This window comes from Bradyrhizobium sp. USDA 4516, assembly GCF_054055915.1.
The window spans coordinates 902,427-915,905 of the sequence record NZ_JBSRXT010000001.1 but is presented as its reverse complement, the minus strand read 5'-3'; the positions used below and the strand labels follow the sequence as shown (position 1 = coordinate 915,905).

The window sequence follows — 13,479 nt, the reverse complement described above, 5'->3', positions numbered from 1 at the left end:
ATGAGCAAGAGTGGCGTCGCCGTCCTCGGCGTCTTCGTCGTCGACTTGGCGTTCCGCGCCGACAACATGCCGGCGATCGGCGAGACGATCGCCGGATCGGGATTCGCGATGGGGCCTGGCGGCAAGGGATCCAACCAGGCTGTCGCGGCCGCGCGGGCCGGCGCCGGCGTGAGCTTCATCTCGCGGATCGGCAGCGACGCCTTCGGCGAGCTTGCGATCAGGACCTGGGAGGCCGAGGGAATCCGGCCGCGCGTGGCGAGGACCGCGGATGCGCCGACCGGCGCGGCGTTTATCTATGTCCATGAGACGCGCGGCGACAACGCCATCATCGTGGTGCCGGGTGCAGCGGGCGGTATCGGCTCGGCCGATGTCGACGCGGTGGCGGACGCGATCCGCGACAGCCGTGTGTTCGTGACGCAGCTCGAGCAGCCGGTCGATGCAGCGCGGCGCGGGCTCGAGATCGCGCGCACCGCCGGCAGCATCACCGTGTTCAATCCGGCGCCGGCCATCCAATTTGACGATGGTCTGTTTGCGCTGTGCGATTATGTCGTTCCCAACGAGACCGAGGCCGAAGCGCTCACCGGGATCGCGGTGGGCGACCTCGCCGGCGCCCGCCGCGCTGGCGACGCCCTGTTGGCCAAAGGCGCCGGGACGGCGCTGATCACCCTCGGCGAGCGCGGCGCGCTATTCCATGCGCGGGATCGCTCGCTGCACGTGCCGCCCTTCGCGGCCGGCAAGGTCGTCGAAACCACCGGGGCGGGCGATGCATTCGTCGGCGGCTTCGCGGCGGCGCTCGCGGACGGCGTCGATCCGCTCGAGGCCGCGCGGTTCGGTTCGGCCACGGCGGGAATCTCGGTGACCCGGCCGGGCACCGCGCCCGCGATGCCGCGGCGCGTGGAGATCGAAGCGCTGCTGAGGGGATGATGCTGCGATGATGCGGAATGATCCGATCAAGCATGTCTTCATCTGGCCGGCGGTGCTCGTCGTGCTGGCGATCTCGATCTTTCCGCTGATCTATTCGCTGACCACGAGCTTCCTCAGCTACCGCCTGATTCCGCCGATCCCGCCGCGCGTCGTCTGGCTTGGCAATTATGCGGCGTTGTTGCAGGAGCCGCGGTTCTGGGATGCGCTCTTCACCACGACGCTGATTGCGCTGATCGCGGTCGGGTTGCAATACGCGATCGGGTTCGGCGTCGCGCTGGCGCTGAATGCGCGGGTGCCGGGCGAGCGGCTGTTCCGCGTCGCCCTGCTGCTGCCGATGCTGCTGGCGCCCGTCGCGGTCGCGCTGGTGGCGCGCATGATCTTCAATCCGACGATGGGACCGCTCAATCAGTTCCTGTCGAAGTTCGGCCTGGTCAACCTGCCGTTCCTTACCAATGGACATTGGGCACTCGCCTGCATCATCGCGGTCGAGGTCTGGCAGTGGACCCCGTTCGTCATCCTGATGATGCTGGCCGGGCTGCAAACGCTTCCCGAAGATGTCTACGAGGCCGCCGAGCTCGAGAATGCCAGCGCCTGGCAGCAGTTCTGGGGCATCACCTTTCCGATGATGCTGCCGATCTCGGCCGCCGTCGTCTTCATCCGCCTGATCGAGAGCTATAAGATCATGGACACGGTGTTCGTGATGACCGGCGGCGGGCCGGGCGTCGACACCGAGACGCTGACGCTGTTCGCCTATCAGGAAGGTTTCAAGAAGTTCAATCTCGGCTACACATCGGCGCTCAGCTTCCTGTTCCTGATCGCGATCACGATCATCGGCGTGACTTATCTGGCGCTGCTGCGGCCGCATCTGGGGAAGCGCCGATGAGCGGCCAGGGCTTGACGGGACTGTCGCCATGGCGCCGCCGCCTGGTCGCGGCCGGCGTTCTCATCTGGTGCCTGATCACGGTGTTTCCGCTCTATTGGGTGGTGGTGACCGCATTCAAGACGCCGCCCGGCGTCGTCGGCGGGCCGACCTATCTGCCGTTCATCGACTTCACGCCGACCTTGCAGCCCTTCATCGATCTCTATCAGGGCATCCGCGGCGAGTTCTTCCGGACCTTCCTGAACTCGACCATCGTTGGCCTATCCGCGGCAGCGATCGCCACGGCGATTGGCGCGATGGCGGCCTATGCGCTGGTGCGCTTCGAATTCAAGGTCCGCTTCGGCGCGGGCCTCGCGTTCTTCCTGCTCGCGCTCGGCGGCTACCTGCTGTTCAACACGACGTTCGGGTTCACCCGCCCGCAGGCCCTGTTGCTGGCCTTTCCGATCGCGCTGATCGTGGCCGTCGCCGCCAACCGCCTGCCGCTGCCCGGACCGATCCTCGGCAATGAGGACATCCTGTTCTGGTTCGTCAGCCAGCGCATGTTCCCGCCCATCGTCACCGCCTTCGCGCTGTATCTGCTCTACAGCGAGATCGGGCGGCTGGGCTTCCAGCTGATCGACAGCTTTGTCGGCTTGACGCTGTGCTACGTCGCCTTCTCGCTGCCGATCGTCGTCTGGCTGATGCGCGACTTCTTCGAGGCTGTGCCGATCGAGGTCGAGGAGGCGGCGGTGGTCGACAATGTGCCGAGCTGGCGCATCTTCTTCGGCATCGTGGTGCCGATGTCGATGAACGGGCTGCTGGCGACGTTCATGATCACGCTGGCCTTCGTCTGGAACGAGTTTCTGTTCGCGCTGTTCCTGACCAATTCCAGATGGCAGACGCTGCCGATCCTGGTGGCGGGACAGAACAGCCAGCGCGGCGACGAATGGTGGGCGATATCGGCTGCGGCGCTCGTCGCCATCGTTCCCATGATGATCATGGCGGGCCTGCTCAGCCGGATGATGCGGTCGGGCCTGCTGCTCGGGGCCATCAAATAGCAAAAAACCTTGTAGGGAGGACTAGACGATGTTGCGACGGACGTTCCTGATGCTGACCACCTCGCTCGCGATGGCCTGTGCCGCGAGCCAGGCGAATGCTGCCTGCAGCCCGGACTATACCGGCGTCACCCTGACGGTGGCGTCGCAGACCGGGCCGTATATCGCCTCCGCGCTCAAGCTCGGCGCGGACGAATGGGCGAAGAAGACCTGCGGCAAGGTCAATGTCGTGGAGTTTCCATGGTCCGAGCTCTATCCGAAGATCGCGACGTCGCTCACCGCATCGGACGCGACGTTCGACCTCGTCAGCTTCGCGCCGGCCTGGCTGCCGGATTTCGTGCCCTATCTCAGCGAGATGCCGAAGGAGATGCAGTCCGGCAAGGACTGGGACGATATCGAGCCGGCCTATCGCGAACGGCTGATGGTGTGGGAAGGCAAGATCTACTCGCAGTCGATGGATGGCGACGTCCACACCTATACCTACCGCACCGACCTGTTCAGCGATCCCAAGGAGAAGGACGCCTTCAAGGCCAAATACGGCTACGACCTCGCGCCGCCGAAGACCTGGAAGCAGTATCTCGACATTGCCGAGTTCTTCCAGCGGCCAGACAAGGGGCTGTGGGGAACGGCGGAAGCCTTCCGCCGCGGCGGTCAGCAGTTCTGGTTCTTCTTCAGCCATGCGGCGGCCTACACCAACAATCCGAACTATCCGGGCGCGATGTTCTTCGATCCCGAGACGATGGACGCGCAGATCAACAATCCGGGCTGGGTGAAGGGGCTCGAGGAATACATCAGGGCATCGAAGCTCGGGCCGCCCAACGCGCTGAATTTCTCGTTCGGCGAGGTGAACGCTGCCGTGGCCGGCGGCCAGGTAGCGGAATCGATCGGCTGGGGCGACACCGGCGTCATCGCCGCCGACCCGAAGCAGTCGAAGATCTCGGGCAAGGTCGGTTCGGCGATGCTACCCGGTTCGGACGAGATCTGGAACGCCAAGACCAAGAAGTGGGACAAGTTCCCGAGCGTGCTTCCGGGCCCGTTCATGGCATTCGGCGGCTGGCAGATCGCGGTGCCGAAGGCCGGCAAGAACCAGAAGGCGGCGTGGGATTTCGTCAAGACACTGACAAGTCCTGAAGTGTCGGGCCAGGCGGCGATCACCGGCGGCAGCGGCGTCAATCCCTATCGCAAATCGCACACGGCCAATCTGCAACTGTGGAGCAAGATCTTCTCGCCGGAAGAGGCCAAGGAATATCTCGGCGCGCAATCCGACTCCATCAATGCCAAGAACGTCGCGCTCGACATGCGTCTGCCCGGCTACTTCTCTTACACCGAGGTGGTCGAGATCGAGCTCGGCAAGGCGCTGGCCGGCCAGACCACGCCGCAGGCGGCGCTCGACGCGATGGCCAAGGAGTGGAATCGGCTGACCGACGAGTTCGGCCGGGCCAAGCAGCTCGCGGCCTATCGCGCGGCGATGGGTCTTCCGCCGAAGAACTAGCTTTCCAGCGAGACGTCCCGGATGATGCGCGAGCGTCGTCCGGGACTTTACTTGCCGTCGACGAAGGGACGGAAAGGGATTCCATGGCGCACGTCGAGATCGAGAACGTCAGCAAGGCATACGGACCCTACAAGATCATTGAAGGGCTCGACCTCAACGTGGCCGACGAGGAGTTTGTCGTGCTTGTCGGCCCGTCCGGCTGCGGCAAGACGACGACGTTGCGCATGATCGCAGGACTGGAGGCGGTGACGAGCGGAACCATCCGCATCGGCAATCGCGACGTGACGCAATTGCGTCCCGGCCTGCGCAATTGCGCGATGGTGTTCCAGAACTACGCGCTCTACCCGCATATGACGGTCGGAGAGAACATCGGCTACGGCATGAAGGTGCGGGGCGAATCGCGCGCCAGCATCGAGAAGGCCGTCAATGACGTGGCACGCGTGCTTGACCTCGAACAATATCTGCAGCGCCGGCCCAAACAGCTCTCGGGCGGGCAGCGCCAGCGCGTGGCGATCGGCCGCGCCATCGTGCGCAGCCCGGATGTGTTTCTGTTCGACGAGCCATTGTCCAATCTCGACGCCAAGCTCCGCATCGAGATGCGGACCGAGATCAAGGCGCTGCACCGCCGTCTCGCCAAGACGATCGTCTATGTCACGCACGACCAGGTCGAAGCCATGACCATGGCCGACCGCGTCGTGGTGATGAACCGCGGCCGCATCGAGCAGGCGGCCGATCCGATCACGATCTACGAGAAGCCCAGCAATCTCTTCGTCGCCGGTTTCATGGGCGCGCCCAGCATGAATTTCATCCATGGCGAGCTCGCCGCCCGCGACGGCGCGCTCATTTTCACCGAGCCGTCGGGCACGGCGTTGAGAGTGCCGAAGTCACGCGAGGCGGCCTATGCCGGCAGCGTCGGCAAGCCCGTGGTGCTCGGCGTCCGGCCCGATCATGTGTTGCGGCAAGACGCGCCGGCGGGCTCTTCGATCCGGATCCTTGTGAAAGACGTGGAGCCGCTCGGGCCGCACACGCTGGTGATCGGGACGGTCGGCCCATTCGCATTCACGGCGCAAATGCCGGTCGGCGTCGCCGCGGAGCCGGATCATGTCATCGACGTCGCGCTCGATCTTGAGCGAACGCACTTGTTCGACAAGGTGTCTGGGACGGCTATTTGCTGATCCGCCGCAGCCTGGCTCGACAACCGCCTGCCTAGCTTAAGAAACCTCGCGCGCGCCGGACCGTATCGGACGGATACAGGCCGAAGGCCGAGCGGTACACCGCAGCGAAACGGCCCATATGCGTAATGCCCCACTTCAGGGCAACTTCGCTGACCGGGAGCATGTTCTCCGGTCGCGACAGTTCGTCGTGGATGGCCTCCAGCCGAATTTGCCGCAAATAGGCGACCGGCGTCGTGCCGTGAATTTTGCGGAAGCCCAATTGCAGCAACCGGCTGCTGACCCCAACCGTTGCGGCAATATCCGAGATCGTCAGCGGCAGATGCGGATTGGCCCGCATATACTCGACCGCACGCCTGATGTAGCGCGGCGGCGCATCCCGCGGGTGGCGGCTCAACCGGTCCGTCAACCGATGAGGAACGTTCTCAAGGATGAGCTGTATGGCTGCTTCCGATAGCAGCGCGCTGGCTTTCGGAGAGCGTACCAGGATCCCGTCATACAGACCGGTGGTGCTCGTGCGGACAAGCTGAAGAAGGGTCTGTCCAACGCCGGTCGACAAGTCGACGATCGGCGTCAGATTGAGATCTTCCAGCGCTGTGCTCCCGAACGTCGCCGACAGCACCTTGGTAACTGCGCTCGTATGCAAGGTGAGCGTGACGCTTGAGTATCGTCCATCGACCGCTTCGACCCGCTGCGCTTGCATCGTCGGAAGGGGCACGATGGCGATCTCGGAGGGGGTCCGCTGGATACTCTTTCCTGCGATGAGCATTTCGGCCTGGCCGGCATTCAGCAGGCTTATTGCAAGCTCTCCGGCAGATTTCTCGTAAGAATAGCGCCAATCCCAACCGGCCGACAGATCGGCCCGCACGACGTCAAGTTCCGCGCCGATGGCTATGTCCGCATGCCAGCGAAACGATTCGTCAGGCCGCGGCGAGGAATGCGCATTGATCCCGTGGGGGTGGAGCATTTCAAGGAGTTCTTCGAACGAAGATCCCGATCGCGTGGGAGGTGCAGCGAGTACGTCTTCGACCATCAAATCCCAACCATCGGATGATTGCTGTTTCGCGGATTGCCCGATCCATCAGACCGGTTTTCCGCTGTTCAGGGCGTCCGCCACACGCATAGACCGCATCACCACACTAGCACAGCTTTGGTGATTTCGGGTCGCGTGCCCTTTCTCACAATTTCTTCAATATCCGAATAGCGAACAGAATATCCAGGTCGCGCAATCGAGCCGCGAAAGCTGACATTTGATCTCATCCGCTCGCCGGCATCGCGCGAACGTTCCGATTCAATCCGCCGCGCCAACGTTCGAGAGCACCAGCGGATGCACAGCATTCGCGATCGACTGCTCTAGCCACAATCCGAACGCCTGCATCCGGAATGCGACGTCGTCCATGGACTCGTAGCCCATTTGGCCTAAATCGTCACGACCAACTCAAACGGGTTATGAAAGCATGCTTACAAGGATTACTTGCGTACTCGCGCTTACAGTTCTTTCGTCCATGCCTGCGCTGGCCGATGGTTGCGCAGATCACGTCCAGAGCACCGGCGTTCCCATGGTAACGGGCATGACGCACAAGACCTGGATGATCTTCCCGTCGGTCAATCCCGGTGCCGCCCTCGACAAGGTGTCCCGCGCCGTTCTGGCGGAGGGCTTTGTCGGTGTGAACGTCGACAAGAAACTCGGCACGCTGACCACCCAGCAGGACACCACCGGATCCGGCCGCCCACAAACGCTGCAAGTCGTCGTCCGCAAGGACGGCAAAGGCAGCCGCGTCGATGCGATCTTCAGCTTGCCGCCGGGACAGTTGGCTCCAGGTGTCGGCGATAACCTCTGCCGCGTCGTGAACGCGGCCGGCCAATGAACTTCGCCCATCTGTGAAGCGGGCTGACGCGCGAATTGTAACCGGCCGCGCGTGTCCGGGTGTCGTCCGGTCCGGAACCAGACGAGTTCATCCAAGTCGAGGGAATCGGGACGCAGGTGCCGGCCTGCGCCCACAGCAATGAAGCAGGAGATATGATGCGCAGGGCTCGCTTTGTGAAAGTTGTTTTGATGGCGACCACCGGTGCCGTGGTGTTTTCGGCCTCCGCCATTTCGGCTCCGTTGCAGCACGGTACCGGCGTTGCGGCGGCAGTGCCGTCGTTGACCGAGAAGGTTTGGTGCCGTTACGGGCAGTGCTATGACAATGGCGGCGGCGCTGCCGTCGGCGGACTGGTCGGTGGCCTCATCGGCGGCGTCATCGCGGCCGGCGCAGCCAACGCCGCCGCGCAGCAGGAAGCTGCCGCCGCCCAGCAGCACGCGGCGTCCTGCGCCCAGCGCTATCGCTCGTACGATGCGGCGTCGAATACGTTCCAGGCAAAGGACGGCCGGCGGTATCCCTGCCAGTGAGACTGCCGCAGGCTTGCGGCGCCGGAACGGGGAGGAAGCGAACCCGCCGCTCCAGACAATAGCCCTCGGCGCCACGCTGAGCACGAATGGAGCTCCGGCCCGTGAGCCGGAGCAGGCGTTCGAGCGCCCCAGGAGCCGCAAACGCGGCTTCTGCCGGCGAATTGGCCAGGATCTTTGACTGAACGGGTTCCCGCTCCGCGCCTGGATGCGCGGATCGAGAGGCTTCATCGGGAATCGCAGAGCGGGCAGCCCACGGCGGCTTCTGACGCGACCGTTTTCTATGCTATCACGCGATCCGTCGAAACTGCGCTCGTGGCAGGATCTGCCCGAACCTTACGAATCCGGATCTCGATGATGCTGTCGCTTCCCAAGACCAAAATACGCGCGCTGCTGCTGGAGGGCGTGAACGAATCCGCGGCCCGGATGTTTGAGGCGAACGGCTATACCGAGCTGCAGCGTCTGCCCAAGGCGCTGGGACCAAAAGAACTCAGGCAGGCGCTGTCGGGCATCCACATGCTGGGAATTCGCTCGCGGACCCAGTTGACCGCGGACATCCTGGAGGCCGCCGACCGATTGCTCGTTGTCGGCTGCTTTTCGGTCGGCACCAATCAGGTGGATCTCGACGCCGCGCGGAAGCTGGGAATCCCCGTCTTCAACGCGCCATACTCCAACACCCGCAGTGTGGCGGAGCTGACCATCGCCGAGATCGTGATGCTGTTCCGCCGGATCTTTCCGCGTTCGGTCTCCGCACATGCCGGCGGCTGGGACAAGTCCGCCGAAGGCAGCCGCGAGGTGCGCGGCAAGACGCTCGGCATCGTCGGCTACGGCAACATCGGCTCGCAGCTGTCGAACCTCGCCGAAGCCATGGGCATGCGCGTGATCTATTTTGATCAGACCGACAAGCTCCGCCATGGCAATACCGAGCCCGCCGAATCGCTCGACGCGTTGCTCGCAGCCAGCGACGTCGTATCGCTGCATGTGCCGGAGACGCCGGCCACCGCCAACATGATCGGCGCCGCCCAGCTCCAGCTGATGAAGCCTGAGGCCTATCTGATCAACAACTCGCGCGGCACCGTGGTCGATCTCGATGCGCTGGCGAGCGCACTGCGTGGGGGCCGGCTGGCGGGTGCCGCGGTCGACGTGTTTCCGGTCGAGCCGGTGTCGAACGAGGCGCGCTTTGTCTCGCCGCTGCAAGGTCTTCCCAACGTCATCCTCACGCCGCATGTCGGCGGTTCGACGGAAGAGGCGCAGGATCGGATCGGCGGCGAAGTTGCACGCAAGCTGATCGATTATTCCGATGTCGGGTCGACCTTCGGCGCGGTCAATTTTCCGCAGGTGCAATTGCCGGCGCGACCGACCGGCACCCGTTTCATCCATGTTCATCGCAACGTTCCCGGCGTCATGCGCCAGGTCAACGACGCGGTCTCCCGGCACGGGATCAACATCCTGGCGCAATATCTGCAGACCGATCCGGAAGTCGGCTATGTCGTGCTCGAGACCGACGTTGTCGGCGGCGAGGGCGAGGGATTGCTGGCCGATTTGAGAGCGATTGACGGCACGATCCGCGTGCGGGTGCTGTATGACGCGAACCGGCCGCAGGGGTGATCGACTTCGTCAATCCGCCGAGAACCCGAACGGCACGCTCGAGGTCCTGAAATCGTCCGGAAGAATCTCGCGTCCGATCGGCGGCGCCGACCGCGCCGCGCATCTCGGCCGATGGCAGACCCGGCATGCGACGCCGATCGGCGTCGGCTCGTCGGCATTCGGTCCCTGTCCGTCGCGTGTGTAGATCAACTGGCCCGCATGTTCGGCGGCGCAGCCGATCGCGATCGCGCGCTCGACGCGGATGGCGCCGAACGCGCCGCCGCCGGCGGTCACGGTGCGGGCGATCGAAAAGAACCGCTGTCCGTCGGGCAGTTCCAGCCATTGGGTGACGATCTGGCGCGGCGTCTTGAAGATGTCGTGCACTGACCATAGCGGACATGCACCGCCGTGCTTTGCAAACGGGAAAGCCGGCGCCGTCAAGCAGCTTGGAAATGTTGCCGGCCGGATCGACCCGGATCAGGAAGAACGGGACCTTTTCGAGACCCGGCCGTTGCAGGGTCGTGACGCGGTGCGCGACCTGCTCGAAGCTGGTGCCGAATTGACGCGCCAGCGCCTCCAGATCGTAGCGGCGGGCCTCGACCGCTTTCGCGAACACCGAATACGGCATGATGAGTGCGGCGGCGGCGTAGGCCGCAAGCGCACGGCGCGCCAGCAGCTCGGCGCTTTTGGTCGTGAACTTGCCGGCTTCGACGGCGGCGCCGATCTCGTTTTCCAGTTCCAGATAGGCAAGTTGCTTGGCCAGCTGAAAATTGAGCCCCGCGGTATCGAGCGAGTCCTCGAGCAGCAATTGTCTGCGATGAAGGTCCAGTCGCCTGATCGAACCCAGCATGACGTTCGGCGGCAGATAGCGGACCTGGAGTTTATGTCGCTCCCGAAGCCGCTCGATAAATCCGGCGGGCCCGGCAGGTTCGTGGACGAGCCGCTCGGCGGCATCGTCGAGGCTGGCAAAATTGTTGCGGCGCGCGGCGAGAAAACGTCGGACCTCCGCAACGGGATCGTTGGCGTCAAAGTTCTCCTGGCCCGGTGAAGCGATCGCCATGTCCGGAGCCCTGCGCTCCGCAAGCGCCAGCTGCTCTTCGCGATAGGCGGTGTAGAGGCGCAGGAACGCCTCGGTCATTCCGGGATAGCTGACCGCGAGGTCGCTGACCTCGAGCGCGGGGATGTCGATGTCGGCAAACATCGGCTCCTTCAAGACGGACTGCATGCGGGCGGTGTGATCGGCACCGCCATCGCCAGCGAGATCAGCCAGATCGATCTTGTAGGTGCGGGCAAGCCGCAGCAGCATGTCGGCCGTCACCGGGCGCTGATTGCGTTCCAGCAGCGCCACATAGGGGGCCGAGATTTCGAGATCGGCGGCCATGTCGGCCTGGGTCAGCCCGAGGTCGCGCCGCAGCCGGCGTAGCCGCGGGCCCATGAAAACGGAACGGGCGCTTGAGGTTACCATCGCCTTATCCAAGGTTTGTAAGATTCTTACAACAATACATCGGTTTCTTGTAAGTTATGACAAGTTTTCCGCGCCAGGTCTAGCTCCCGATGACGCCGCGCGTCACAAATGGTGCAGTTATTTCGTCACCGAAGGGATCACGGACATGAACTTCCAACCGCGCGGGATCAGCGACCGGGCCATCCAGGGACCGGCTTCGTATCAGAGCGAGATCGAGGCGGCCGAAGCGCTGCTCAAGGGCAAGGACACCTGGAACGGCGTCACCGCCGAAGCCGTGGCGCGGATGCGCCTGCAGAACCGCTTCAAGACCGGTCTGGATGTCGCCCGTTACACGGCTGCGCTGATGCGCGCCGACATGGCGGCCTATGACGCCGACAGCACCAAGTACACCCAGTCGCTCGGCTGCTGGCACGGCTTCATCGCCCAGCAGAAGCTGATCTCGGTCAAGAAGCACTTCGGCAATACCGACCGCCGCTATCTGTATCTTTCCGGCTGGATGATCGCGGCGCTGCGCTCCGAGTTCGGCCCGCTGCCGGATCAGTCGATGCACGAGAAGACCTCGGTGCCGGCCCTGATCGAAGAGCTCTACACCTTCCTGCGTCAGGCGGATTCGCGTGAGTTGAACGATATCTTCCGCGCGCTCGATGCGGCCCGCAAGGAAGGCGACAAGGCCAAGGAAAAGGCGCTGATCGAGAAGATCGACAACTTCCAGACCCACGTCGTGCCGGTCATCGCCGACATCGACGCCGGCTTCGGCAATGCCGAGGCGACCTATCTGCTCGCCAAGAAGATGATCGAGGCGGGCGCCTGCGCCCTGCAGATCGAGAACCAGGTCTCCGACGAGAAGCAGTGCGGCCACCAGGACGGCAAGGTGACCGTGCCGCACGAGGTGTTCATCGCGAAGATCCGCGCCTGCCGCCATGCGTTCCTCGAGCTCGGCGTCGAAGACGGCATCATCGTGACCCGCACCGACTCGCTCGGCGCCGGCCTGACCCAGCAGATCGCCGTGAGCCACAAGCCCGGCGACATCGGCGACCAGTACAACAGCTTCCTTGATTGCGAGGAAGTGACGGCCGCCAACGCACGCAACGGCGACGTGATCATCAACCAGAACGGCAAGATGATGCGTCCGAAGCGTCTGCCCAGCAACCTCTACCAGTTCCGTCCCGGCACCGGTGCAGATCGCTGCGTGCTCGACTGCATCACCTCGCTGCAGAACGGCGCCGACCTCTTGTGGATCGAGACCGAGAAGCCGCATATCGAGCAGATCGCCAGCATGGTCGATCGCATCCGCAAGGTCATTCCGAATGCGAAGCTGGCCTACAACAACTCGCCGTCGTTCAACTGGACCCTCAACTTCCGTTGGCAGGTCTATGACGCGATGAAGGAAGCCGGCCAGGACGTCAGCAAGTATAACCGCGCCGAGCTGATGAAGGCGGAGTACGACGACACGCCGCTGGCGAAGGAAGCCGACGAGCGCATCCGTACCTTCCAGGCGGATTCGGCCAAGCGCGCCGGCATCTTCCATCATCTGATCACGCTGCCGACCTATCACACGGCTGCGCTGTCGACCGACAATCTCGCGAGGGAGTATTTCGGCGAGCAGGGCATGCTTGGATACGTCAAGAACGTGCAGCGCGCGGAGATCCGTCAGGGCATCGCCTGCGTCAAGCATCAGAACATGGCGGGCTCCGACATCGGCGACGATCACAAGGAGTACTTCGCCGGTGAGGCTGCCCTCAAGGCGGGTGGCGCCCACAACACGATGAACCAGTTCGGCTGATCGATCGAACGGATCATTCCGACATCGGCTGGACAGGCTGGCGCGCGAGCAGCCTTGCCTGTCCGCCTTGGCGGGGCGATTTTCGACCACGGTAACGCGGTCGAGATCGCCCCGCGACTTTTTTAGGCCCGCTTCCCCTCGAGCCCGCCATTTGCAGAGGTTCGCGCGTTCCACGCCCGTGTGGTAATGCGTCGCTGCGATCTTGAGGGCATGCCACGCGATGACTGTCGGGCACTACGCATCCGCCGTCACCAGCTCCGCCGTGATGGAACTGCTGAAGCCGTTCGATCCCCGTATCGTCGGAACGCTGCCGCTCGGCCTCGCCGTGCCCGGCAGCGACATCGATATCGTCTGCCATGCGTCCGACCCGAACGCATTCGCGGACATCGTTTGGGCTCACTATCAAGCGTGCGATGATTTCGTCCTCTTCCGGTGGACCTCGGGAACGCGGCCGGTGATTGCGCGCTTTGTGTGCGATGGCTGGCCGTTCGAACTGTACGGTGATCTGCGTCCGGTGGAGCAACAACGAGGCTGGATCCATTTCGAGGTCGAACGGCGGCTGCTTGCGCTTGATGATGGAGGGCTGCGGCGAGCCGTCAGGGAATTGAGGGCGGGCGGTCTCAAGACCGAGCCTGCGTTCGCTACCGTGCTCGGGATATCGGGCGATCCCTATCGTGGATTGCTTGAGCTCGCGGCCGAAACGGACGCCGAGTTACGTGTCCGGCTCGCGGCGTGCGATTTCGGCTGAGCGAC

11 protein-coding genes and 1 pseudogene are annotated in these 13,479 nt (G+C 63.8%); 10 read left to right on the top strand and 2 right to left on the bottom strand.

The genetic code is table 11. The features are described from left to right. The 5 genes from ACVI1L_RS04305 to ACVI1L_RS04285 all read left to right on the top strand — a co-directional run bounded on the left by ACVI1L_RS04305 (position 1) and on the right by ACVI1L_RS04285 (position 5,505). Positions 1–924: a ribokinase gene (locus ACVI1L_RS04305; protein ID WP_456782363.1), complete on the top strand. Its 924-nt coding sequence runs from the start codon at positions 1–3 to the stop codon at positions 922–924. 7 nt (positions 925–931) lie between these two features. After that, complete coding sequence (locus ACVI1L_RS04300; protein ID WP_456782362.1) at positions 932–1,807, top strand: carbohydrate ABC transporter permease; 876 nt, start codon at positions 932–934, stop codon at positions 1,805–1,807. Then, positions 1,804–2,841 (top strand): carbohydrate ABC transporter permease, encoded by a 1,038-nt coding sequence (locus tag ACVI1L_RS04295; RefSeq protein ID WP_456782361.1) that lies wholly within the window; start codon positions 1,804–1,806, stop codon positions 2,839–2,841. The genes ACVI1L_RS04300 and ACVI1L_RS04295 overlap by 4 nt, the downstream gene beginning before the upstream one ends. A 49-nt stretch (positions 2,842–2,890) precedes the next feature. Continuing rightward, on the top strand, positions 2,891–4,330 hold the full coding sequence (locus ACVI1L_RS04290) for an extracellular solute-binding protein (protein WP_233475792.1): 1,440 nt from the start codon (positions 2,891–2,893) through the stop codon (positions 4,328–4,330). 83 nt (positions 4,331–4,413) lie between these two features. Continuing rightward, positions 4,414–5,505, top strand: coding sequence for an ABC transporter ATP-binding protein (locus ACVI1L_RS04285; protein ID WP_057018871.1), 1,092 nt, complete (start codon positions 4,414–4,416; stop codon positions 5,503–5,505). A 31-nt stretch (positions 5,506–5,536) separates the two neighbouring features. On the opposite strand, the gene ACVI1L_RS04280 is transcribed toward ACVI1L_RS04285, so the two are convergent. Further along, entirely contained in the window at positions 5,537–6,535 is a 999-nt protein-coding gene (locus ACVI1L_RS04280) for a helix-turn-helix transcriptional regulator (protein ID WP_456782360.1), read from the bottom strand. A gap of 538 nt (positions 6,536–7,073) precedes the next feature. Here ACVI1L_RS04280 and ACVI1L_RS04275 point away from each other — a divergent pair. From ACVI1L_RS04275 to serA, 3 genes are all read left to right on the top strand, one after another. Next, on the top strand, positions 7,074–7,370 hold the full coding sequence (locus ACVI1L_RS04275; protein WP_229192252.1) for a hypothetical protein: 297 nt from the start codon (positions 7,074–7,076) through the stop codon (positions 7,368–7,370). 188 nt (positions 7,371–7,558) lie between these two features. Continuing rightward, the gene (locus ACVI1L_RS04270) at positions 7,559–7,894 is read left to right on the top strand and encodes a BA14K family protein (RefSeq protein ID WP_229192251.1); all 336 of its coding nucleotides are present in this window, start codon (positions 7,559–7,561) and stop codon (positions 7,892–7,894) included. 351 nt (positions 7,895–8,245) lie between these two features. Then, the gene (serA, locus tag ACVI1L_RS04265) at positions 8,246–9,499 is read left to right on the top strand and encodes a phosphoglycerate dehydrogenase (protein ID WP_456782359.1); all 1,254 of its coding nucleotides are present in this window, start codon (positions 8,246–8,248) and stop codon (positions 9,497–9,499) included. A 9-nt stretch (positions 9,500–9,508) separates the two neighbouring features. Here the strand turns inward: serA and ACVI1L_RS04260 are convergent. Then, positions 9,509–10,943, bottom strand: a pseudogene (locus ACVI1L_RS04260) (helix-turn-helix domain-containing protein). A gap of 145 nt (positions 10,944–11,088) precedes the next feature. On the opposite strand from ACVI1L_RS04260, the gene ACVI1L_RS04255 reads away from it, so the two are divergent. Next, positions 11,089–12,726, top strand: coding sequence for an isocitrate lyase (locus tag ACVI1L_RS04255; RefSeq protein WP_057018867.1), 1,638 nt, complete (start codon positions 11,089–11,091; stop codon positions 12,724–12,726). Positions 12,727–12,946: 220 nt separating this feature from the next. After that, complete coding sequence (locus ACVI1L_RS04250; protein ID WP_456782358.1) at positions 12,947–13,474, top strand: DUF4269 domain-containing protein; 528 nt, start codon at positions 12,947–12,949, stop codon at positions 13,472–13,474. Positions 13,475–13,479: the final 5 nt, after the last annotated feature.

Coding starts and splice junctions, on each gene's coding strand:
- ACVI1L_RS04285 (WP_057018871.1), top strand. CDS start 4,414: ATGGCGCACGTCGAGATCGAGAACGTCAGCAAGGCATACGGACCCTAC.
- ACVI1L_RS04275 (WP_229192252.1), top strand. CDS start 7,074: ATGACGCACAAGACCTGGATGATCTTCCCGTCGGTCAATCCCGGTGCC.
- ACVI1L_RS04280 (WP_456782360.1), bottom strand. CDS start 6,535: ATGGTCGAAGACGTACTCGCTGCACCTCCCACGCGATCGGGATCTTCG.
- ACVI1L_RS04250 (WP_456782358.1), top strand. CDS start 12,947: ATGACTGTCGGGCACTACGCATCCGCCGTCACCAGCTCCGCCGTGATG.
- ACVI1L_RS04290 (WP_233475792.1), top strand. CDS start 2,891: ATGCTGACCACCTCGCTCGCGATGGCCTGTGCCGCGAGCCAGGCGAAT.
- ACVI1L_RS04305 (WP_456782363.1), top strand. CDS start 1: ATGAGCAAGAGTGGCGTCGCCGTCCTCGGCGTCTTCGTCGTCGACTTG.
- ACVI1L_RS04255 (WP_057018867.1), top strand. CDS start 11,089: ATGAACTTCCAACCGCGCGGGATCAGCGACCGGGCCATCCAGGGACCG.
- serA (WP_456782359.1), top strand. CDS start 8,246: ATGATGCTGTCGCTTCCCAAGACCAAAATACGCGCGCTGCTGCTGGAG.
- ACVI1L_RS04270 (WP_229192251.1), top strand. CDS start 7,559: ATGGCGACCACCGGTGCCGTGGTGTTTTCGGCCTCCGCCATTTCGGCT.
- ACVI1L_RS04295 (WP_456782361.1), top strand. CDS start 1,804: ATGAGCGGCCAGGGCTTGACGGGACTGTCGCCATGGCGCCGCCGCCTG.
- ACVI1L_RS04300 (WP_456782362.1), top strand. CDS start 932: ATGATGCGGAATGATCCGATCAAGCATGTCTTCATCTGGCCGGCGGTG.